Below are 20,689 nucleotides of genomic sequence, written 5' to 3' on the forward strand. Positions count from 1 at the left end.
TTTCGCAAGGAACGGACCGTTCATAGCGGTTGAATGCCGGTTACCTCTTGCGCTTGCCCGACGGACGGCCCTTGTGCGCCTTCTGGTTCCGGGCGGGAACGCTCGCCGCGGCGGCGTACGCCTTCTCCCTGCGGAGTTCGGCTTCCAGCGCGTCTTCATCGGTCGGGTCGAAGTCGTCGTCACGTTCGGCGGCGGCCTTGCGGGCCTGGTTCGCGCGTCGCGAGGCGACCCGATCGGCCTGCTGCCGGTACTTCGGGTCCCGCATCTTGAAGTCGACCAGCAGCGGGGTCGCCAGCGCGACCGAGGACAGCACGCCGACCACGGTGCCGGTGAGCTGCACCAGCGCCAGCTCCTGCAGGGTGCCGGAACCGAGCAGGATGTAGCCGATCACCAGCAAGCCGAGGATCGGCAGCGCCGCGATCAACGACGTGTTGAACGAACGCATCAGCGTCTGGTTCAACGCCAGGTTCGCCGCCTCCCCGTAGGTCCGGCGGGTCAGGCCGAGCAGGCCGCGCGTGTTCTCGCGGACCTTGTCGAACACCACCACCGTGTCGTACAGCGAGAACCCGAGGATCGTCAGCAGACCGATCACCGTCGCCGGCGTGACCTCGAAACCGATCAGCGAGTACACACCCGCCGTCACCACGATGTCGTTCAGCAGGGTGACCAGTGCCGCGGCCGCCATCCGGGGGTCGAAGTACAACGCCAGGAACAACGTGACCGCCAGCAGGAAGACCCCGAGCGCGATCAGCGCCTGCTGGGAGATCTCCCCGCCCCAGGACGCGCTCACCGCACTGTCACTGATCGCCTGGACGCTGGGCTGGCCGGAGCTCCCGATCGGGCCCAGCTCCTGGAACAGGGCCTGCTTCACCTTGGCGACCTCGGCCGAGTCCAAGGTATCCGAACGGAGCTGGATGGTCGACGAGACGCCGCTGCCGACCTTCTGCGCCTCGTCGGCGGGCTTGCCCAGCGCGGAGGCGAAGACCTCCTTGGCCCGCTCTTCGGTGATCTGCCCGCTCTTGCCGTTGGCGGGCATCTGGATCTGGGTGCCGCCTTCGAAGTCGATGCCGAAGTTGAAGCCCTTGATCCCCATCGACGCGATGCACACCAGCACCAGCGCACCGAAGAAGAGATACCAGCGCTTGCGGACGCCGACGACGTTGAATACGCCGCTGCCCACGTACAAGCGGCGGAAGACGCTCTCGTGCTTGTTATCGGTGGTGTTCTTCTCGTCGACCACGGTCACGCCTCCTTCACGTTCGGACGGCCGGGAACGGCGCGAGCGGCTTTGCGGTCCGAACCCAGCTGCTGCACGGCGCCGAGGCCGAGGTTCTTGGGGTTGGACAGGAACGTCGACTTGGACCGGGACACCATCGCGACCAGCGGATGCGTGACGAGGTAGACGACCACGAGGTCGAGGACCGTCGACATGCCGAGAGTGAACGCGAAGCCCTTCACGTCACCGACGGCCAGCAAGTAGAGGACCGCCGCGGCCAGGAAGCTGACCGCGTCCGCCGCGAGAATCGTGCGCTGGGCCCGAGACCAGCCGCGCGGTACCGCGGATCGGAAGGTTCTGCCTTCCCGGATCTCGTCCTTCAATCGTTCGAAGTAAATGACGAACGAGTCCGCGGTGATACCGATCGCGATGATCAGGCCCGCCACGCCGGCGAGGTCGAGGGTGTACCCGATCCACCGCCCCAGCAGCACGAGGACCCCGTACACGATCGCGAACGACAAGCCGAGCGACAGAATCGTCAGCAGACCGAGCAGCCGGTAATAGAACATGCAGTAGATGAACACGGCCAGCAGGCCGATACCGCCGGCGAGGAGGCCCGCCTGCAGCGACGCGAGACCCAGCGTCGCGGACACCGTGGTCGCGTCCGAGGACTCGAACGACAGCGGCAGCGAACCGTACTTCAGCACATCCGCCAGATCCTTCGCCTCGGTCTGGCTGAACCGGCCGGTGATCTCCGTCTGACCGCCGAGGATCGCGGACTGGATGGTCGGCGCGGAAACGACCTGCGTGTCGAGGACGAACGCCGCCTGCTTCTGGGTGTTCTTCGAGGTGAAGTCGCCCCAGATCTGGGAACCCTCACTCTTGAAGTTCAGGTTGACGACCCACTGGGAGTTCTGGGTGCTGTAGGACGAAGAGGCGTCGGAGATCTGCGTTCCGGGAAGGAACTCCGGTTCCAGCAGATACTTCATGGTGTTCTTGTCACCGCAGGCGACCAGCGGCTTGTCGGTGAGGTCGTTACCGACAAGCGGGTCCGACACCTTGGGATCGCAGTTGAGCGCCGCGAAGGCCTTCTCGGCGGCCGCGGCCTGCTTCGCCTGGTCCGTCGACAGCAGATCGGGGTTCTGCCGGAGGTTCCGGGCTTCCTCGATCTCCCTCTTGGTCTTCTCGTCCGCGTTCTCGTCCGGCTGCTGCTGCTGCGGCGCGCCGACCGCGCCACCGCCGCCGTTGGCCGGGCTGCTCGGCGGGGCGCTCACGCCCGGCGAGGCCGGCGGGGCCGAAGAAGGGGTGCCCGAAGCGGGCGGGGTCGACGGCTGCGAAACCGGGGTCACCGGCTGCGACGTCACGACCTTCCGGAAGCCCAGTTTCGCGGTCTTGCCCAGGGCCTTGGCCTGGTCGCCCTGCTCGCCGGGGACGGTGATCACGACGTTGCTGCCGTCGAGGACGACCTCGGTGCCGCTGACGCCGATACCGTTGACCCGGCGCTCGATGATCGAGCGGGCCTGTTCGAGGGACTCTCGCGGAGGGTCGCCGCCGTCGGGATTGCGGGCGGTCAGCGTTACCCTCGTGCCGCCTTGCAGATCGATGCCGAGCTTCGGCGTCGGCTTGCCGCTACCGGTGAAGAACACCAGGGCGTACAGCGCCACCAAGATCAGGGCGAAGAAGGCGAGATAGCGTCCCGGGCGGAGATGCCCGGCCGGTGCGGCCACTGTGCTTCGGTCTCCTCGGACGGACTGGGTGTTCCCCAATGGACTTGGCTGTTCACCCACCGGACGGGAGTCCGGTGGTACCGCGAACCTGCCTCGATGGCGATGCCCGGTGAACGGGCACGACTATGACGACGGACACGCACGCAGCACCGAGACACTACTCGGTGCTGCGTGAGTCCGGCGTTGGCCCCGCACCTACGAAAGTCTGGTGTCGGGGATGGCCTTACAGCCCCTGTCGGCGGCGCGGAGATGCCCCGCCAGAAGTGACCGGCCGCGTGAACCCGCTCCGGCCGAAGGCCCCGCTATCGCGGTGCCACGATCCGCCGGCCGCCTGCGGAAAGACCGGCCGGCGCCGTGGATCGCGGTCGCGGGTTCACCAGACACTACGGTGCTACTTCTTGCCGTGCTCCAGCGGAGGAGCGATCTGCGCGCCCGACTTCTCTTCGACGCGCTCGTCGTCCTTCGACTCGACGACCGGCTCCTCGATGACGACCTCGTCGATCGTGTCTTCGTCGGTCTCGATGACCGGCTCGACCTTCTCGCGGACGGCCTGACGCAGCCAGGTGGTCACGACACCGGGAGCGATCTCGAGGTCGATCGTGGTGTCGGCGGAAGCGTCGGCGACAGACGCGTAGAGACCGGAGGTGGTCATCACCCGGTCACCGGGAGCCAGGCTCGAGAGCAGCTCCTGCTGCGCTGCCGCCGCCTTCTTCTGCTTACGGGTGCCCATGACGAGCGGAATCGCCACAACGAGCATCAGGAGCAGCGGCAGCAATAACTGGTTCATGATTCTCCATTTCGAGCGGACGCCGCGCGATGCGCTGTTTTGTCCGGTTTGGCGGGGTGTGCTCTCTCCGAGTGTGCCAGGTGCCAGCGGAAACTCCACCACCACCCGTCGTCACCACGGGCCTTGGACCGCGTGAACGGTCCCGTCAGTCCTGGTCGAACAGGTTCGGGCCGCCCTGCTCGCCACGGGTGGCACCGGCCGGGGCCGGTAGGCCGAGGTGTTCCCAGGCGGCCGCTGTGGCGACCCGGCCGCGAGGAGTGCGGGCGAGCATACCGGCGCGGACCAGGTAAGGCTCACACACCTCTTCCACGGTGGTCGGCTCCTCCCCGACCGCGACGGCCAGGGTGGACACCCCGACCGGGCCGCCGCCGAAGGAGCGGACCAGCGCGGTCAGCACCGCGCGGTCGAGCCTGTCGAGGCCGAGTTCGTCGACGTCGTAGACCTTGAGCGCGGCACGCGCGATCTCGCGCGTGACCTTGCCGTCGGCCCGGACCTCGGCGTAGTCGCGCACCCGGCGCAGGAGCCGGTTGGCGATCCGGGGGGTGCCACGGGACCGGCGGGCGATCTCCGCGCAGCCGTCGCGGTCGATGTCGATGTCGAGGATCGTGGCGGCGCGCCGGGCGACGAGTTCCAGTTCGCTGTCGCTGTAGAACTCCATCTGGCCGGTGAACCCGAACCGATCCCGCAGCGGACCGGTCAGCGAACCGGACCGCGTCGTGGCCCCGACCAGCGTGAACGGCGCGATCTCCAGCGGGATGCTGGTGGCACCGGGCCCCTTGCCGACGACGACGTCGACGCGGAAGTCCTCCATCGCGAGGTACAGCATTTCCTCGGCGGGTCTGGCGATGCGGTGGATCTCGTCGATGAACAGGACGTCGCCGGGCGCCAGATTGGACAGCATCGCGGCCAGGTCACCCGCGCGCTCCAGCGCCGGTCCGGAGGTGATCCGGATGGCGGCGTTGAGTTCGGCGGCGACGATCATCGCCATACTCGTCTTGCCCAGTCCCGGCGGACCGGAGAGCAGGACGTGATCCGGCGGGACACCCCGGCGGCGCGCGCTTTCCAGGACGAGTTCGAGTTGTTCGCGCACTCGCGGCTGGCCGACGAACTCGTCCAGTTTGCGCGGGCGCAGCGTGGTCTCGACCTCGCGTTCGCCGGTCTGCGGCAGCGCCGAAAGCGTCTCGGTGTCCTCGTCGCCGTCGAATTCCGTCACGGCTTCATAGTCCATGTGGCTCTGCTACCGCTTCCGCCCGAGGCCTGCCAACGCGGCGCGCAACACGGAAGCCGTCGTGTGGCCTTCGCCTTCACCGAGCACCTTGTCGACGGCCAGCTCGGCCTGCTTGGCCGGAAAACCGAGGCCCGCGAGCGCTTCGACGACCTCCCCCCGCAGCGCGCCGGGTGCGACCACCGCCGGTGAGCCGTCGGTCGGGCCGGCGAGCGCGGTGACCTTGTCACGCAGTTCGAGGGTGAGCCGTTCGGCGCCCTTGCGGCCGATGCCGGGTACCTGGGTGAGCACGGTGATGTTGCCTTCGACCAGCGCGGACCGCAGTTTGTCGGGATCGAGCACGGCCAGTGTCGCCAGCGCGAGCCGCGGCCCGATCCCCGAGACCGTCTGCAGCAGACCGAACAGTTCGCGGGCGTCGGCGTCGGCGAAACCGAACAGCGTCAACGAATCTTCACGGACCACGAGCGCGGTGTGCAGCATCGCCTCGTCGCCGCGCCGAAGCGTCGCGAGGGTGGCGGGCGTGGCCTGCACGGCGAAGCCCACTCCCCCGACCTCGATCACGACGTGGTCGAGACCGATGGAGAGGACTCCACCGCGTACCGAGGAGATCATCGAGCCGCTCCCTGCGTTTTGGCTTGTCTGGCCGCGGCGGCGAGCCTGGCCTTGTGGTTCTTGGCGATCTCGGCGGCCCTGGCCTCGGCTTCGGCGAGCCGGACACGCATCGGTTCGCGCCACAGATGGCAGATGGCGAGCGCGAGCGCGTCCGCGGCGTCCGCCGGATGCGGTTTGACCTCGAGGCCGAGCAGCCGCATGACCATACCGGTGACCTGTGCCTTGTCCGCGCGGCCGGAGCCCGTGACGGCGGCCTTGACCTCACTCGGGGTGTGGAACACGACCGGCAGCCCCCGTTTGGCCGCGGCGAGCGCGACGACCCCGCCGGCCTGCGCGGTGCCCATCGCGGTGCGCACGTTGTGCTGCGCGAAGACTCGTTCTACGGCCACGGCTTCGGGCTTGTAGCGATCCAGCCACCGCTCGACGGCATCGGAGATCCCCAGCAGGCGCACGGAAAGATCGGCGTCCGGCGCGGTGCGCACGACGTCGACGGCCACGGCGCGAACGGTGCGGCCCGTGCCGCCGTCGACCACTCCGAGCCCGCACCTGGTCAGACCGGGGTCGACCCCGAGTACCCGCACGCGTTTCCTCCGCAATTCCGGCGAACATCCGTTCGAGCCTGAGGCTACCCGGAGCGATCGGCTGGCAGGATGAGGACATGCCGAGCTTCGACGAGTTCACCGTTCATCTGGGCCTGGAACCCCTGCCCGTGGAGGGTGGCCTCTGGGCGCAGGCCTGGCGCGACGAGACCGCTTCGGCGATCTACTACCTGCTGGCGCCACCGGAGACGTCGGCACCGCACCGCCTGGGCCGGCTGGAGATCTACGCCCACCACGCCGGCGCGCCGGTGCGGATGCTGCTGCTGTTCCCGGACGGGCGGATCTCGCGGCCGGTGCTGGGGCCGGACGTCGCGGCCGGTCAGCGTCCGCAGGTGGTGGTGCCCGCCGGGGTCTGGCAGGGGTCGGTGAGTACCGGTGAGTGGAGCTTGATGGGGACGGTCGTGGTGCCGCCTTATACGGACGATTGCGTGGAGTTCCGCTCCGCGGCGGCTTTGGCGGCGGAGTGGCCTGAAGCGGCCGAGGACCTGGCGCCTTGGCTTGGGTGAGCCCCAGCACACTTCAGGGACCGTCGACGCCCGGCGTCCAGCTCTCCGGGTCGCCGGATTCGGTCAGCACCGGCTGGTACCGCGCGAAGCCCTCCGGCGCGTCCGGATGCCACGGGAAGTGCCCGTCCGGCGTGGCGACGATCAATTGCAACGCCGGGAAGTCCCCGTCCGGGTAAATCAGGAACGCGCTCCCGAAGTACTCGGGATAGTGCCCCTTCGCGACCCGTTCGAAGACCACCGGCGCGCCCTCGAAGAAATCGTCGTAACGCCTGCCGACCTCGAAGATCTCACCGGCGGCCGCGCGGTCGACGTAGGCGTCGAGCAGGACCGGCCCCATGTGCTCGGGCAGTCCGATCACGACCGCTTCCGGGACGTTGTGCAACGCCCAGGCGCACGCGGTGAAGCAGAAGGCCGCTTCCTCGTCGTCGCCCTCGACCGCGATGACCGCGTTCCCTCTCGCCCTCGCCTGCGACTCGATCCACCGGAGGAGTTCGGTTTCTTCGGCGGTGAGGGCGTCGGCTTCAGAGGTCGTCACGCGCGACATTGTGCCCCACGCGAGCGCTCGCACCTAGTCCCGGGATCGAGTTTTCGCGGCACGGCTGGAAAAACGATCAGCCGACCTCGGCCATGACCTCATCGGACACATCGAAGTTCGCGTAGACGTTCTGCACGTCGTCGCAATCTTCCAGCGCGTCGATGAGCTTGAAGACCTTCTTCGCGCCTTCGACGTCCAGCGGGACGCTGACCGACGGCAGGAACGTGAGATCCGCGGACTCGTACTCGAAACCGGCTTCCTGCAAGGCTTTCCGGACCGGGACGAGATCGGTGGCCTCGGAGACGATCTCGAAGTTCTCGTCGAGGTCGTTCACCTCTTCCGCGCCCGCGTCGAGCACGGCCATGAGGACGTCGTCCTCGCCGGCGTCGGCCTTGGGCATGATCACGACGCCCTTGCGGTTGAACATGTAGGCGACCGAGCCCGGGTCGGCGAGCGAGCCGTTGTTCCGGGTGAGGGCGGTCCGCACCTCCATGGCGGCGCGGTTCTTGTTGTCGGTGAGGCATTCGATCAGCACGGCCACCCCGTTGGGGCCGTAGCCTTCGTAGGTGATGGTCTGCCAGTCGGCGCCACCGGCCTCTTCACCGGCGCCGCGTTTGCGGGCGCGCTCGATGTTGTCCTGCGGGACCGAGTTCTTCTTGGCCTTCTGGATGGCGTCGTAGAGCGTCGGATTGCCGTCCGGGTCGCCACCGCCGGTCCGGGCCGCCACCTCGATGTTCTTGATCAACCGGGCGAAAAGCTTTCCGCGCTTCGCGTCCAGGTTGGCCTTCTTGTGCTTCGTGGTGGCCCACTTGGAGTGGCCGCTCATCTCTCCTCCATCTACTCCCGTGCCCGCCGCTGAGCACAGTGTCGGTTTTGCTTAAGCCTGCCGCACGAGGTCGACGAACAGCCTGTGCACGCGTTCGTCCCCGGTGAGTTCGGGGTGGAACGACGTGGCGAGTACCGCCCCCTGCCGGACCGCGACGATCCTAGCGGCCGCTTCGTCCGAGCCCGGCATTTCGGGGACACTGGCGAGTACCTCGACCCCGTCGCCCGCCTTTTCGACCCAGGGGGCGCGGATGAACACGGCGTGCACCGGCCCGCCTTCGACGCCGGTGAAGTCGAGGTCGGCTTCGAAGGAGTCCACCTGCCGCCCGAACGCGTTGCGCCGGACGACGACGTCGAGTCCGCCGAGTTGCCGCTGGTCAGGCCGTCCGTCGAGGGCCTGGCGGGCGAGCAGGATCATCCCGGCGCAGGAGCCGAACGCCGGCATGCCGTCCGCGATGCGCTCACGCAGCGGCTCCAGCAGTTCGAAGGTCTCCAGCAGCCTCGACATGGTGGTCGATTCACCGCCCGGCAGCACCAGACCGTCCACTTCGGACAGTTCGTTCGCGCGGCGGACCGGCAGCGCTCGCGCGCCGGCGCGTTCCACCATCGCGGCGTGCTCACGCACGTCGCCCTGCAGTGCGAGCACGCCGACCGCCGGCCGTGCCCCCGTCGCGATCGCCACCCGACCTCCCGAAAGACCTTCCCTCCAGCTTAGGCCGTGTCCGGTAAGACTGTTCGATGGGCTTCGTGATCCAGGTGGTTCCTGGCGGTGCGGGCGGATCGGCCTCGTACCGGGTCGTACTCGGCCTTCGGCGGCCCGGGGAACGGCCAGGTCAGGGGACCCCGGCCAGCCGCAGCAGGGCGGCGGTCGCGGCGGCCGCCACGACGACCAGCGCGAACGGCGCCTTGCGCCAGGCGAGCACGCCGCCGACCAGGACACCGGCGGGCCGGGCGTATCCGGCGAACTCGTGCCCTTCGGTGAGCGCGGCGACCGCGACCAGCGCGGCCAGCAGCACGACGGCCGAACGCGCCATCAGCTTCTCGGCCTTGGGCGACACGGTGAACCGCGTCTTCAGCACCGGCCCGGCGAACCGGAAGGCGAAGGTCCCGACGGCGAGCACGCCGGCGGCGATGATCAGGTCCAGCGGGTCCATCAGCGGACTCCCTCAGGTTCGCGTTCGGTGGGTTCCTTCGCGGCAACTCCGGCCAGCACGCCGACCAGAGCGAGCAGCACCGGCAACCCGGCGGGCAAGAACGGCGTCGTGGCCAGCGCGACGGCCACGCCGATGAACACCGGCAGCCGGGTGGCACGGTCGCGCAGCGACGGCAGTACCAGCGCGAGCAGGACGGCCGGGAACGCCGCGTCGAGGCCGAAGGCGTCGGTGTCGCTGATCGCGGTCCCGGCGAACGCCCCGGCGAGGACACCGACGTTCCAGCACACGAACAGCCCGATCCCGCACACCCAGTACGCCACCCGGCGCCGCTCTTCATCACGCTGGGCCAGGGCGAACGCGACCGATTCGTCGATCATCAGGTGGCTGCCGAGTATCCTCGACGACCACCGCTTCCCCAGGACGTCGCCGATCGCGAAGCCGAACGGCAGATGCCGCGCGTTGGCGAGCAGACCCGCCGCGACGGCCGCGACCGGGCTGCCGCCCGCGGCGATGATGCCGACGAACATGAACTGCGAGGCACCGGCGAAGACCAGCACCGAAAGCAGCATCGGCGCCCAGATCGGGAAGCCGGAGCCCACCGCGATCGCACCGTAGGAGATGCCGACAATGGTGTCGGCGAGGCAGACCAGCCCGATGTCACGGAGAAGATCGCGCCCCAGGACACGAGTGGTTGTTCGCCAAATCGAACGCATAGCGTCATACGATGAACGAACGCAGCCGTGTTCGTCAAGGCGAACGCAACGACCGATGGAGCGAACGCATGTCCCCGACCGTGTCCGACGGCGCCCCACTGGACGTCATCGCCATGTCCCTGCGCCGGGAACGCGCCCGCACCGGACTCTCCCTCACCGAGGTCGCCAAACGCGCCGGCATCGCCAAGTCCACGCTCTCCCAGCTGGAGTCCGGGGCCGGCAACCCGAGCGTCGAGACGATCTGGGCGTTGTGCGTCGCGCTCGACGTCCCGTTCTCCCGGGTGGTCGAACCCGAACGCCCCCGCGTGCAGGTCATCCGCTCGGGCAGCGGGCCGACGGTGTTCGCCGAACACGCCGACTACGCGTGCACATTGCTCAGTTCCTGCCCGCCCGGAGCCCGGCGCGACGTCTACCTGATTCGCGCCGAGCCCGGGAAGCCGCGGCTTTCGGATCCGCATATGAGCGGCATCGTCGAGCACCTGATCCTCAGCGCCGGGCGGGCGAAGGTCGGGCCGCAGGACGATCCGGTCGAACTGCTGCCCGGTGACTACATCTGCTACCCCGGCGACATTCCGCACATCTTCGAGGCGCTCGAACCGGGCACGTACGGCGTGGAGATCGCGGAGTACACCTGATCAAGCAGGCTCCTCAGCCTTCTCCTCGGTGACGTCGGCCAGTTTCCAGCCGCCCTTCCGCCGCAGCACCAGGAGGTAGTACGCGATCGAGAGCAGGGCGACACAGGCGGTGACGATCAGGCTCGGCCGTCCCACCGCCGGGTCGAGCAGATTCTGGTAGACGACGAACACCAGCACGGCCAGCGCCAGCACCGGCGCGACCGGGAACCACGGCATCCGATACTCGGCGTGCGCGGTGGCGCCGGTGCGCCTTCCGATGATCGCACCGAGGCAGAGTGCCCCGTAGACCGCCACGATCGACGTGCTCGTCACCACCAGCAGCAGTTTCGGATCGACGAAACAGAGCAGCGCGGCGACCAGTCCGGTGCCGACGGTGGCCACCCACGGCGTCCCGAACTTCGGGTGCACCGCGGCCAGCGCTCGGTTGACCGGAGACGGCCACGCCCGGTCGCGGCCGCTGCTGAACAACATCCGCGAGCTGATCAGCACGATCGCCAGCACCGCGTTGACGATCGCGAGCGCGACGGCCAGGCCGAGCACAGTGTCGAGCGTGCCGCCACCGCGTGCATCGATGAAGTAGGACAGCATGTTCTCCGAGGCGAACAGCGCGTTCAGATCCGGCGCGCCGAGCAGGACGGCGGTCACCGGAATCAGTTCCGCGAGCACCGTGATGCCGAGCGCCAACAGGATCGCGCGGGCGATCCCGCGGGAGGCGTCCTGCGTCTCCTCGCCGAAGTACACCGCCGAGCCGTAGCCGTTGTAGGCGAAGATCGCGACCGACGTGGCGATCGCGATGGCGCCGACCGTGGCCGGGCCGCCGTCCGAGGCGACCGGGTGCGCGAGCAGGTCGCTGAACGACCGCGCCGGGTTCAAGAACCCGAGCGCGCTGACCACGATCAGTGCGAGGATCTCGATCGCCAGGAAGATCCCGGTGACCCAGGCGTTGAGCTTGATGTCGAACACCCCGACGACGGCCGCGACCACACAGGTCACGGCGGCGATGGCCGGACCGGGCACTCCGGGCATGAGCACGCCGAGATAGGTGCCGACGCCGAGCGCGATCACGGCGACGATGAGCACCTGCGTGATGATCATCAGGCCCAATACGGCGAAGCCCGGCAGCCTGCCGAGTGTGCGGGTGACGATCGCGTACTCGCCGCCCGCCAGCGGGAACGCCGACGCGAGTTCGGCGTAGACGAAGGCCATGAACACCCCGACGACCGCGGCGGCCAGGAAGCTGTAGAGGGCACCCGTCCCTGCCCCGGAGATCACCCCCGGCGCGATGATGAAGACCGAAGAGGCGGGGCTGATCGCGGAGAGGGTGATGAGCAGCGTGCCGAGGGTGCGCAGACCGCGGCGCAGGGCGGGAGTGGACACGGCCGACCTCCTACAAGGTGGGTTCCTTGAATCTCCTTCGAAGAACTGTTGAGCACGCATCAAAGGCCCTCTACCTTGCGGCGTCAAGAGCTGATCGTGCTCCGCTCTTGCGTTTTTCGAACAAGATTCGAAGAATGAGGGCATGGCGCGACCGAGCAAGGCACCGGAACGACGGGCCGAACTGATCGAGGTGGCCAGACGGGCGGTCCTCGAACACGGGGTGCTGAACCTGCGGCTGCGGGACGTCGCCGAGGGCGCGGGCCTGTCTTCGGGTTCGGTCCTGTACTACTTCCCCACCCTCACCGACCTGCTCCAGGAGGTGCAGCGGGAGGCGGTGGCGCGGTTCTGTTCGGCGAGGGAACTGGCGGCGGGCACGAAGGCGACCCCGTCCGGTCGGCTGCCGGCGATGATCCGCAGCGGACTGCCCACCGGCCCCGACGACGAACTCTGCGTACTGCTCTACGAACTGGGCACCATCGCCCGCCGCGATCCGGTGTACGCCGCCCGGCACATCACGCTCTACGAACAGCAGGTCCGGATCTACACCGGCATCCTCGAAGCGGGCGCCGCCACCGGCGAGTTCGCCCTGACCGCGGACGCGGTGTCGATCGCGCGGAACCTCGTCGCGCTGGAGGACGGCTACGGCCTGCACCTCACCCAGGCCCTGCCGACGCTGGACACCGCGACCGCCGAAGCGGCGTTGCTCTCCTACGCCCGCACAGCCACCTCGAACCCCTTGGAGGACCGTCCATGACCCGCGCCCGTGACCTGGGTGTCCCGCTGCCCGGCCGGACCGGTGAGCACAACGCGCTCACCGACGTGCCCGGCGTCGAGATCGGCTTCACGACGCTCGTCGAGGGCGAATCCGTGCGGACCGGCGTCACCGCCGTCCTGCCGCGCGGACGCGAGGATTTCGCCCTGCCTTGCGCGGCCGGGACGTACGCCCTCAACGGCAACGGGGAGATGACCGGAACCGCGTGGCTGGCCGAGACCGGGTCGCTGACCCTGCCGGTGCTGATCACCTCCACGCACGCCGTCGGCGCTTGCCACCGCGGCGTGATCGACTGGGTGGTGCGCGAGCGGCCCGACGTGGCCGCGGAATGGCTGCTGCCGGTGGTCGCCGAAACCTGGGACGGCTACCTGAACGACAGCACCGCGCCGACCATCCACAGTGGACACGCCATCGCCGCGATCGACACCGCGCGAGGCGGTCCGGTCGGAGAAGGATCCGTCGGCGGCGGAACCGGGATGACCTGTTACGGCTTCAAGGGCGGCACCGGAACCGCCTCCCGCGTCGTGTCCTATGGGGACGACGAGTACACCGTGGGTGCCTTGGTGCAGGCCAACTTCGGCTCACGTCGCGAACTCACCGTCGCGGGCGAACACCTCGGAGCGGAACTCCGCGCCGACAACCCGATGGAGGAGGAATGGGCGGCGCCGTCGGGTGCGGGATCGGTGATCGTGATCGTGGGTACCGACGCTCCCCTGCTGCCCGGTCAGTGCACCTCGCTCGCCCGCCGCGTCCCGCTCGGCCTGGCCCGCACCGGCACCGCCGGCTCGCACTTCTCCGGCGACCTCTTCCTCGCGTTCAGCACGGCGAACCCGGGGGCGCTCACCAGCCGGTTCCCGCGGACGGAGGAAGCCGAATACGAAAGCCTGCGGTTCGTCCCGTGGGGCAGGCTCGACCCGTTCTTCGAAGCCGTGGTGCAGGCGACCGAAGAGGCGGTGCTCAACGCGTTGTTCGCGAACGAGGAGATGACCGGCCACCGCGGTCGCCGGGTGCCCGCCCTGCCGATTTCCCGCTGGCCTAGGTCCCGATAAGCACCTTCGTGTCCGACCGGTCGCTGGACCTCGCGTGGATGCGCGCGAGGTCGTGCCGGACCCGCGCGGCGCAGACCTCGTCGGAAAGCGAGTCGAGCAGTTCCCACGCGCGGCGCAGGCAGGACATCGCGCTCCGCCGGTCGTCACGCCGCAGATGCAGTTGCCCACGCCTGCGCAGGATGAGCGCCGTGCGGTGCGGGTCGTTCAGCCCGGCGCAGAGCCGCCCGGCCTCGTCCAGCTCCGCTTCCGCCTCGTCGAGCAGGCCGAGCTCCGCGCTCGCGACGGCGTACGAGGTGTGGGCGTGCGCCATGCCGAGGACGTCGCCGATCTGCCGGAAGAGGGCCAGCGCCCGCCTCGCGATCGCGCGTGATTCCTCGTACCGTCCGGCAGCACGGGCCAGAACGCAGAGGCCGGTCAGAGCCCTGGCCAGGCCGGCGGGGTCGCCGATCCGCTCGCTGATCCGGAGCGACTCGGTCAGCGCGTCGCCCGCCTTCCGGAAGTCGTCCCGGTACAGGTGGATCTGGCCGATCCCGCGCAGCAGCGCGGCTTCCCCGCGCGCGCTCCCCGACGCCCTCGCCGCGGCGAGCGCGCACCGATGGCACCGCGACCATTCCGCGTACAGTCCACCGTGGTCGAAGTAGGAAGCGGTCACGACGGCGAGTTCCCAGGCGAGTTCGCCCAGTCCGGCGTCCGCGGCGTACGAGACGGCGGCCTCCAGCGCGGGCAGTTCGCACCGGAACCACGAAAGCGGTTCGGTCACCAGCTCTCCGTCGAGCGAGGTCCGGGTCGCACTGCCGGGCTCGGGGCGCAACACGCTGCGGGACAACCGATCGGCGGCCTTTTCCGCGAGCCAGAGCCAGCCGCCGAGCACCCGTTCGACCGTGTCCGCGCGGACCCGTTCCGGCTCGGCCGCGACCTCCTCGACGGCGAACGCGCGCAAGAGGTCGTGCACGCGGTAACGGGCGGCACCGGTGGCCCGCGGAACCGGCTGGACCATATGCCGATGCCTCAGGTCTTCCAGCGCGCGGGACGTCACCTCGGGCTCGCCGCCGTCCGCCAGCGCCGCCGCCCAGACCGGGAAATCGGCCGAGGGCAACAGGCCCAGTCTTCGGAACAGCCGCTGCCGGTCCGGCGTCAATTGCCGGTACCCGAGGGAAAGACTGCCGCGGACGGCGAGATCCCCGCTGCGCAGCCAATCCAGCCGTCGCCGTTCGACGGAGAGTTCGTCCGCGGCGTCGGCGAGCCGCCAGCCCGCACGGTCGCCGATCCGGCTGCCGACGATCCGCAAAGCCAGCGGGAGACCACCGCAATGTTCGAGAACCTGCCGGGTGGCAATGGGATCTTCGTCGACCTCAGTGAGCTTCGAGAGGAGGGCCGCCGCGTCGTCCAGCGGCAGGAGGTCGACCGGGACCTTGCGGCCGAGTTCGAGCCCGGCCAGGGAGAACCGGCTCGTGACGATCACCGCGCAACCGCCGGACGCGGGAAGCAAGGGCCGCAACTGTGCCTCACCGGCGGCGTCGTCCAGGACGAACAGCACCCGGCGATCGTGGACCAGGCTGCGGAACAGGCAGGCGCTTTCGTCGACGTCGGCCGGGATCTCGTCGGCGGGAACGCCGAACGCGCGCAGGAAACCGGCGAGGACGGCCTCCGGCGACCTCGGCTCGTTCGTGGTCCCGCGCAGGGCCGCGAACAGCCGCCCGTCGGGATAGTCGCCGGCGACCCGGTGCGCGAGCCGGATCGCCAGCGAGGACTTCCCGACCCCGCCCGCGCCGGTCAGCAACAGGACGGGCGGGGTGTCGCGGTCTTCGTCCTCGCCCAGCTCCACCACCAGGTCCGCGATGAGCGCGTCCCTGCCGACGAAGTCCGGGATGCCCGGCGGCAGCTGGCTCGGCACAGCGGGTTCCTGGTACGCGGGGTACTCGCGCGTGGTCTGGCCGTCGCGCAGGATCTCGCATTGCAACGCGCGAATAGACGGCGACGGCTCGACGCCGAGTTCGTCGACCAGCCTGCGGCGCCATCCGGCGTAGACGTCGAGTGCCTCGGCCACCCGGCCGGCGCGGGCGAGCGCGGTCATCAGCTGCCCACAGACCCGTTCGCGGAACGGGGCCGCGGCGAGCAGGTCACGCAGCCCGGGAACGAGCCTGTCGTGTTCGCCAAGGCCGAGTTCGGCTTCGGCCTTGTCCTCCAGTACCGAAAGGCGTTCTTCCTCCCAGTGCGCGACGACATCGGCCGCGGCGGGGATCCCGGCGAGCACCGGCCCCCGCCAGAGCTCGAGCGCGTCCCGGAACCGCTCGACCGCCTCCCCATGGCGGTCACGAGCCAGTAGTTCACGGCCCTGGGCGGTGAGGCAGGTGAATCGGCCGGTATCGGTCTCCTCGGGCCCCGCGTCGAGAAGGTACGCCGCTCCTCTGGTCAGGATCGGCGTTCCACCCGTCGGTGCGCGCAAAGCCCGGCGAAGACCGGATATCAGACCTTGGACCTGAACTTTCGCCGAAATCGGTGGCGAGTCGCCCCAAAGCTCGTCGATCATCCGGTCTAGGGGCACCGGGCGGCCCGCCTCGATCAACAGGAGCGCGAAGACCCGGCGCGCCTGTGGCGGGCCGAGTGGCAGGTCAGCGCCCTGCCACTCGGCCGCCGGTTCACCGAACAAACGATAGAAATAATTCTTTTCCTTCACCGGTTTCTCCCCCGATATTCGAGACACCCATGCCCGAGAGTGTCACAAATGTCCGAGGGCGGCGTCCGGCATTCGAAGGAACGTCCCCCCTCAGCAGGCGCCGGCCGAGGTGTAGATCCTCAACGAAGTCGCCTCGTCGTTGTCGGCGTCGCCCACATACGACGATCGGGCTCCCGCCTGCATGCAGCGACTGGTCCCGCCGCCGATGTTGTAGTACCAGCGGGCGTCGACTCCGCGCCGGTTGTACCAGGACGACATCCGGTCGTTGAATCCGTAATCGACCAGGTTCTTCAGATCCGGCGACTGGAACTGCAACCGCCTGCCGGTGAAATCGCGGTTCTCCCACAGACAGACGTAGTTCGAGGCGCAGTCCCCTGGCGCCATGGGAGAGAGCGACAGCGTGGTCCCACCGTTCCAGACGACCTCGTCACCGGCGATCCTCCACCCGGGAGCGAGCTTGGCCGCGTCGATACCGGCCGACTTCAGCACCGCAGCTCCGTCCGGCGCGGCCGAAGCGGGCGACGCGACGAGCGCCGTCGCGATCGCGGCGGCGCCCAACGCCGTGGAAACGAACCGAAGAATACGCATTTTTCCTCCTTGACTCCGGCGTGCCCTCCGCACGCCGTCCTCAAGGTCGCGCGACCCGCTGTCCGACGCTTAAGCAGCCGAAAAGGACCCCGGTCCGTTCGCTTAGCGCCGCAGGTCACGACCGAAGTGGCGAGTCGCTTCGTTCTTCCCTGCCGGTCGCCCTGTGGCCTTTGTGACACCTGTGACCGTCGGTGGAACCGGGCCGGACGAGCACAGCCTTCTCGCCGTCGCGAGAACCGCCAGCTGACCGCGAGAAGGCGGTGAGGGGGTGCCTCGGGACAGGAAAGTCATTGTCACCCGATAGGCCGAACCGGGCCGGGCCCAGAATTCGACGAATTCCCTCCGTTTCACGTGGGGCCTCGTGACCGGTGCGGAACATGTGAAGGCGGAATATCGATTTCGAGGACAGGTAGGGCGAGCTGTCGGCGATATCCGCACCGAGGTCTCGATCATCGCACTGGGACGCGAGCCGCGCGGGCGGCGTCGAACCGCCTGGCTGGACAGAGGAAGCAATCGAGATAAGCGGCCATGATGGGCCGGAAACGCATCCTTGCTCGCGCCGACGAGCAGTGGTACTCATAAAAGACGGCATCGTTGGTAACCGCCCGCCGTGTGCGGGCGGGTCGGCTTTGGGGGCTTGACGTGCTGAAGACCAGACTCGATCCGAACCGTGAAATTCCTTTCCGCTCACTACTCGTCCGGCGATCAGCCAGGACACCGTGAGCTGGGGCTCCCGCTTCTCGGTCACCTCATTCGGCCTGCCGGCGTGGGCGGGCGGAACCGACCCTCGAATCTGTGCGGTCTCCTGCCCGGTGGACGGCGGAGACCAGGCTTTCCTGTGGGACGAAGGCTCGTGGGAACTCTTCCAGGTCTCGGACGGGCCGGACAGCGTCCGGTTCGTGACCCCCGATCCCACCGGCTCCTGGCTGTGGTGGTGGGAGGACGGCCGCCGGCAGGAACGCGGGCAGTGGATGCGCTGGCCGAGCCGAGGCGGGCGGCCGCGGCCCGCGGCGGACGAGATTCCCCCCGGCTTTCCGGCGGGACTGGCCTTCCGGCCGGACGGGACCGCGCTCGCGGCGGTCAGCGACCTCGACCGCGGGGTCTGCCTCTTCCGCCACTCGCCCGACGGTTCCGTCTCGATCCTCCACTCCGACCGGGTCCCCTTCTATCTGGTGGGTTCGGCGCCCGGAGCGAGCGGGGTCCTGATCATGCACGCCGGCAACGGTGATCCGCGACGGCCGGCCCTGCGGATGCTGGACGACTCCGGTGCCGTACTCGCGGAACTCGACGACTGGCCCACCGGCATCTACGTCGCGCCGTACACCGAGCCGCTGCATCCGGAACTCCCGTTCCTGCTGATCACCCGCGATCGCGACGGCTACTCCGCGCCGGCATTGTGGGACCTCGCCACTCTCGAAGTCCGCGACGTGCCCGTCGACCTCGACGGTGATGTGACCGCGCGCTTTCTCGGCTCCGACCGGCTTTTCCTCCATCGCAGGAGAAACGGGCTGAGTTCGCTGTTCCAGTGCGGGCTCGACGGCTCAGGGCTCGAACCGCTGGGCGGAGAATGGGGAACCGTCCACGACTTCACCGTTTCGCCCCGCGGCGAGCCGTACTCGCTCCGCTCCCACGAAGGCAGACCGCCGACCGTGTATCGCGGCACGACGGAAGTGCTCGCGCCGGTATGGCCCGCCACGCCACCCGAACGGCCGCTGACCCGGCGGCTTACGGTCGACAGTGACGCCGGGCCGATCAACGTGCTGTTCACCCGGCGCGACCCGGGTACCGCCCCGGCGCCCGCGGTCTTCCTGCTACACGGCGGCCCCGCCGCTCACGACGGCGACGAATGGTCACCCTTGGCCGCTTCCTGGGCCGATCAGGGCTATGTCGTGGTCCGGGTCAACTACCGGGGCTCCACCGGATTCGGCACGGCCTGGCAGTTCGGACACGAAACCGACGTCGGTCATACCGAACTCGCCGACATCGCCGCCGTCCGGGCTCATCTCGTCGACGCGGGCGAGCTCGACCCGGACCGCTGCGCGCTGCTCGGCGCCAGCTGGGGCGGTTATCTGGTCCTGCTCGGCCTCTGTACCCAGCCTGGCTTGTGGACGTGTGGCGTGGCCGAAAGCCCGATCGGTGACTACACCGCGATCTACCCGGAACAGACCGACGAATTGCGGCTGCAGGACCAGGCCCTGTTCGGCGGCACTCCGGACGAAGTACCCGACCGCTACCGCAGGGCCTCGCCACTGTCCTATGTCGACGGTCTCGGCGCGCCGGTGCTGATGATCATCGGCAGCGAGGATCCCCGCTGCCCCCGCGGCCAGGCCTACCGCTTCGTGGACGCCGCCCGCGGGATCCATCCCAGCCTGGTCGAAGTGATCGACCACGAAGCGGGCCACGGTGCCATCAGATCCGCGAAGGCCACCGATCTGCTCGTCGCGCAAGGCAAGTTCGTTGACCGGTACACGAGACCGGAGCGCACCACACCCCGGGAGACCGCATCATGACCACAACGGACGAAGCAGGCCTCGAACAGTTGGGCTGGGGCCCCGAACAGGACGCGTACTTCCAAGCGTACCGACAGGAGCTGGAACAGCGGCACGAAGCGCTGGCACCGGGCCGGGTCAGCCGGGTCGATCTCGGCGAATGCAGCGTGACCGATGGGACGCGTGACCTGCGAGCCGCGGTTTCGCGGCGCCTGTTCTCCGACGGCGTCGGCGCACTCGGCCAGCCCGCGGTCGGGGACTGGATCGTCCACGGGATCGGACGCGATACCCCCGGAGCGACGGAGCAGGTACTCGCGATCCTGCCGAGGAAGACCGCCTTCACCCGTCGCGCACCGGGCGGGCGCACCGTCGAGCAAGTGGTGGCCGCGAACCTCGACACCGTGTTCGTCGTGGCCGCGTTGGTCGGACCGCAACGGCTGCAGCGGGTGGAGCGCTACGTCGCCCTCGCCTGGCAAAGCGGAGCGGAACCCGTTGTACTGCTGAGCAAAGCCGACGTCTGCGACGACCTTCCCGCCGCGCTTGCCGAAGCGCGACGGGTCGCGGTCGGCTGCGAGGTCCACGCCGTCAGCGCGCTGCACGACACCGGTTTGGGAGAACTCGATCCCTACCTCGCCCCGGGACGGACGATCACGCTCGTCGGCCCGTCCGGCGTCGGGAAGTCCACGCTGGTCAACCGGCTCTGCGGCACCGATCGCCTGGCCACCCAGGAGATCCGCGCCGACGGCAAAGGACGGCACACCACCACACACCGCGAAATGGTGCTGCTTCCGACCGGAGGCATGCTGATCGACACCCCCGGTATGCGCGCACTCGCGGCCTGGGATCTCGACGAAGGGCTCGACGGGGCGTTCAGCGACATCGTCGCGCTGGCCGGCGACTGCCAGTTCGCCGATTGCGCACATCACGGGGAACCGGGCTGCCGAGTGGCAGAGGCGATCGCGACCGGCGAACTCGAAGAACGACGATTCGACCATTTCGTGAAACTTCAGCGCGAGCAGCGCTGGCTCGACCTGCGACAGGATTCGAAAGCACGCGCCGACGACAAGAAACGCATCAGGACCCGAGCCAAGGCACTCAAGAAACGTCCACACCGGTGGGAGCTCTGACGATGCTCCGACCGCGCGTCATTCCTTTTCGGACGCGCGGTCGCTAACTCCACCGATCACTGATTTCATCCGGCCC

The 20,689-nt window shown here is 68.9% G+C and carries 20 protein-coding genes; 6 read left to right on the plus strand and 14 right to left on the minus strand.

The genetic code is table 11. The features are described from left to right. Positions 1-40: 40 nt before the first annotated feature. The 6 genes from secF to ruvC form a co-directional block, all read right to left on the minus strand. Positions 41-1,246: a protein translocase subunit SecF gene (secF, locus tag ACZ6DT_RS12400; protein WP_465592785.1), complete on the minus strand. Its 1,206-nt coding sequence runs from the start codon at positions 1,244-1,246 to the stop codon at positions 41-43. After that, positions 1,243-2,943 (minus strand): protein translocase subunit SecD, encoded by a 1,701-nt coding sequence (gene secD, locus ACZ6DT_RS12405; RefSeq protein ID WP_465592788.1) that lies wholly within the window; start codon positions 2,941-2,943, stop codon positions 1,243-1,245. The genes secF and secD overlap by 4 nt, the downstream gene beginning before the upstream one ends. Positions 2,944-3,334: 391 nt before the next feature. Next, positions 3,335-3,730 carry a preprotein translocase subunit YajC gene (gene yajC, locus ACZ6DT_RS12410; RefSeq protein WP_465592791.1) on the minus strand — a complete coding sequence of 132 codons (396 nt, stop codon included), beginning with the start codon at positions 3,728-3,730 and terminating at the stop codon, positions 3,335-3,337. A 145-nt stretch (positions 3,731-3,875) separates the two neighbouring features. Then, positions 3,876-4,958, minus strand: coding sequence for a Holliday junction branch migration DNA helicase RuvB (ruvB, locus tag ACZ6DT_RS12415; protein ID WP_465592794.1), 1,083 nt, complete (start codon positions 4,956-4,958; stop codon positions 3,876-3,878). A gap of 9 nt (positions 4,959-4,967) precedes the next feature. Beyond that, a complete protein-coding gene (gene ruvA, locus ACZ6DT_RS12420; RefSeq protein ID WP_465592797.1) occupies positions 4,968-5,567 on the minus strand; it encodes a Holliday junction branch migration protein RuvA in 600 nt (199 codons plus the stop codon). Further along, a complete protein-coding gene (gene ruvC / locus ACZ6DT_RS12425) occupies positions 5,564-6,148 on the minus strand; it encodes a crossover junction endodeoxyribonuclease RuvC (RefSeq protein ID WP_465592800.1) in 585 nt (194 codons plus the stop codon). The genes ruvA and ruvC overlap by 4 nt, the downstream gene beginning before the upstream one ends. Before the next feature lie 77 nt (positions 6,149-6,225). Here ruvC and ACZ6DT_RS12430 point away from each other — a divergent pair, with 77 nt between their 5' ends. Next, positions 6,226-6,672: a cupin domain-containing protein gene (locus ACZ6DT_RS12430; RefSeq protein WP_465592803.1), complete on the plus strand. Its 447-nt coding sequence runs from the start codon at positions 6,226-6,228 to the stop codon at positions 6,670-6,672. A gap of 13 nt (positions 6,673-6,685) precedes the next feature. Here ACZ6DT_RS12430 and ACZ6DT_RS12435 read toward each other — a convergent pair whose 3' ends face one another. From ACZ6DT_RS12435 to ACZ6DT_RS12455, 5 genes are all read right to left on the minus strand, one after another. Further along, entirely contained in the window at positions 6,686-7,216 is a 531-nt protein-coding gene (locus tag ACZ6DT_RS12435) for a DUF4262 domain-containing protein (protein WP_465592806.1), read from the minus strand. Positions 7,217-7,283: 67 nt separating this feature from the next. Continuing rightward, entirely contained in the window at positions 7,284-8,033 is a 750-nt protein-coding gene (locus tag ACZ6DT_RS12440) for a YebC/PmpR family DNA-binding transcriptional regulator (RefSeq protein ID WP_350584183.1), read from the minus strand. Between the two features lie 51 nt (positions 8,034-8,084). Beyond that, complete coding sequence (pdxT, locus tag ACZ6DT_RS12445) at positions 8,085-8,714, minus strand: pyridoxal 5'-phosphate synthase glutaminase subunit PdxT (protein WP_465592809.1); 630 nt, start codon at positions 8,712-8,714, stop codon at positions 8,085-8,087. 151 nt (positions 8,715-8,865) lie between these two features. Further along, positions 8,866-9,186, minus strand: a complete 321-nt coding sequence (locus ACZ6DT_RS12450; protein WP_465592812.1) for an AzlD domain-containing protein — start codon at positions 9,184-9,186, stop codon at positions 8,866-8,868. Beyond that, entirely contained in the window at positions 9,186-9,899 is a 714-nt protein-coding gene (locus ACZ6DT_RS12455) for an AzlC family ABC transporter permease (RefSeq protein ID WP_465592815.1), read from the minus strand. Before ACZ6DT_RS12455 ends, ACZ6DT_RS12450 begins: the two co-directional genes overlap by 1 nt. A gap of 68 nt (positions 9,900-9,967) precedes the next feature. Here ACZ6DT_RS12455 and ACZ6DT_RS12460 point away from each other — a divergent pair, with 68 nt between their 5' ends. Further along, positions 9,968-10,534: a helix-turn-helix domain-containing protein gene (locus ACZ6DT_RS12460; protein ID WP_465592818.1), complete on the plus strand. Its 567-nt coding sequence runs from the start codon at positions 9,968-9,970 to the stop codon at positions 10,532-10,534. Here the strand turns inward: ACZ6DT_RS12460 and ACZ6DT_RS12465 are convergent, their stop codons facing one another. Beyond that, entirely contained in the window at positions 10,535-11,911 is a 1,377-nt protein-coding gene (locus ACZ6DT_RS12465; protein ID WP_465592821.1) for an APC family permease, read from the minus strand. It lies immediately after the preceding gene. Positions 11,912-12,053: 142 nt separating this feature from the next. Between ACZ6DT_RS12465 and ACZ6DT_RS12470 the strand changes: the two genes are divergently transcribed. Both ACZ6DT_RS12470 and ACZ6DT_RS12475 read left to right on the plus strand, forming a co-directional pair. Then, entirely contained in the window at positions 12,054-12,665 is a 612-nt protein-coding gene (locus ACZ6DT_RS12470) for a TetR/AcrR family transcriptional regulator (protein WP_465592824.1), read from the plus strand. Beyond that, a complete protein-coding gene (locus ACZ6DT_RS12475; RefSeq protein ID WP_465592827.1) occupies positions 12,662-13,732 on the plus strand; it encodes a DmpA family aminopeptidase in 1,071 nt (356 codons plus the stop codon). The genes ACZ6DT_RS12470 and ACZ6DT_RS12475 overlap by 4 nt, the downstream gene beginning before the upstream one ends. Here the strand turns inward: ACZ6DT_RS12475 and ACZ6DT_RS12480 are convergent. After that, positions 13,719-16,409, minus strand: coding sequence for an AfsR/SARP family transcriptional regulator (locus ACZ6DT_RS12480; protein ID WP_465592830.1), 2,691 nt, complete (start codon positions 16,407-16,409; stop codon positions 13,719-13,721). The genes ACZ6DT_RS12475 and ACZ6DT_RS12480 overlap by 14 nt on opposite strands. A gap of 90 nt (positions 16,410-16,499) precedes the next feature. Next, the gene (locus ACZ6DT_RS12485) at positions 16,500-16,997 is read right to left on the minus strand and encodes a peptidase inhibitor family I36 protein (protein ID WP_465592833.1); all 498 of its coding nucleotides are present in this window, start codon (positions 16,995-16,997) and stop codon (positions 16,500-16,502) included. Between the two features lie 719 nt (positions 16,998-17,716). On the opposite strand from ACZ6DT_RS12485, the gene ACZ6DT_RS12490 reads away from it, so the two are divergent. Further along, entirely contained in the window at positions 17,717-19,507 is a 1,791-nt protein-coding gene (locus ACZ6DT_RS12490) for a S9 family peptidase (protein WP_465592835.1), read from the plus strand. After that, on the plus strand, positions 19,504-20,613 hold the full coding sequence (gene rsgA, locus ACZ6DT_RS12495; protein ID WP_465592838.1) for a ribosome small subunit-dependent GTPase A: 1,110 nt from the start codon (positions 19,504-19,506) through the stop codon (positions 20,611-20,613). Before ACZ6DT_RS12490 ends, rsgA begins: the two co-directional genes overlap by 4 nt. Positions 20,614-20,689: the final 76 nt, after the last annotated feature.

This window comes from Amycolatopsis sp. NPDC041971 (assembly GCF_055588925.1).

What these genes read in the sequence shown, in the direction of transcription:
- yajC (WP_465592791.1), bottom strand. Translation starts at nt 3,730, where the DNA reads ATGAACCAGTTATTGCTGCCGCTGCTCCTGATGCTCGTTGTGGCGATT.
- ruvB (WP_465592794.1), bottom strand. Translation starts at nt 4,958, where the DNA reads ATGGACTATGAAGCCGTGACGGAATTCGACGGCGACGAGGACACCGAG.
- ruvA (WP_465592797.1), bottom strand. Translation starts at nt 5,567, where the DNA reads ATGATCTCCTCGGTACGCGGTGGAGTCCTCTCCATCGGTCTCGACCAC.
- ACZ6DT_RS12430 (WP_465592803.1), top strand. Translation starts at nt 6,226, where the DNA reads ATGCCGAGCTTCGACGAGTTCACCGTTCATCTGGGCCTGGAACCCCTG.
- ACZ6DT_RS12435 (WP_465592806.1), bottom strand. Translation starts at nt 7,216, where the DNA reads ATGTCGCGCGTGACGACCTCTGAAGCCGACGCCCTCACCGCCGAAGAA.
- ACZ6DT_RS12440 (WP_350584183.1), bottom strand. Translation starts at nt 8,033, where the DNA reads ATGAGCGGCCACTCCAAGTGGGCCACCACGAAGCACAAGAAGGCCAAC.
- ACZ6DT_RS12450 (WP_465592812.1), bottom strand. Translation starts at nt 9,186, where the DNA reads ATGGACCCGCTGGACCTGATCATCGCCGCCGGCGTGCTCGCCGTCGGG.
- ACZ6DT_RS12455 (WP_465592815.1), bottom strand. Translation starts at nt 9,899, where the DNA reads ATGCGTTCGATTTGGCGAACAACCACTCGTGTCCTGGGGCGCGATCTT.
- ACZ6DT_RS12460 (WP_465592818.1), top strand. Translation starts at nt 9,968, where the DNA reads ATGTCCCCGACCGTGTCCGACGGCGCCCCACTGGACGTCATCGCCATG.
- ACZ6DT_RS12470 (WP_465592824.1), top strand. Translation starts at nt 12,054, where the DNA reads ATGGCGCGACCGAGCAAGGCACCGGAACGACGGGCCGAACTGATCGAG.
- ACZ6DT_RS12475 (WP_465592827.1), top strand. Translation starts at nt 12,662, where the DNA reads ATGACCCGCGCCCGTGACCTGGGTGTCCCGCTGCCCGGCCGGACCGGT.
- ACZ6DT_RS12485 (WP_465592833.1), bottom strand. Translation starts at nt 16,997, where the DNA reads ATGCGTATTCTTCGGTTCGTTTCCACGGCGTTGGGCGCCGCCGCGATC.
- rsgA (WP_465592838.1), top strand. Translation starts at nt 19,504, where the DNA reads ATGACCACAACGGACGAAGCAGGCCTCGAACAGTTGGGCTGGGGCCCC.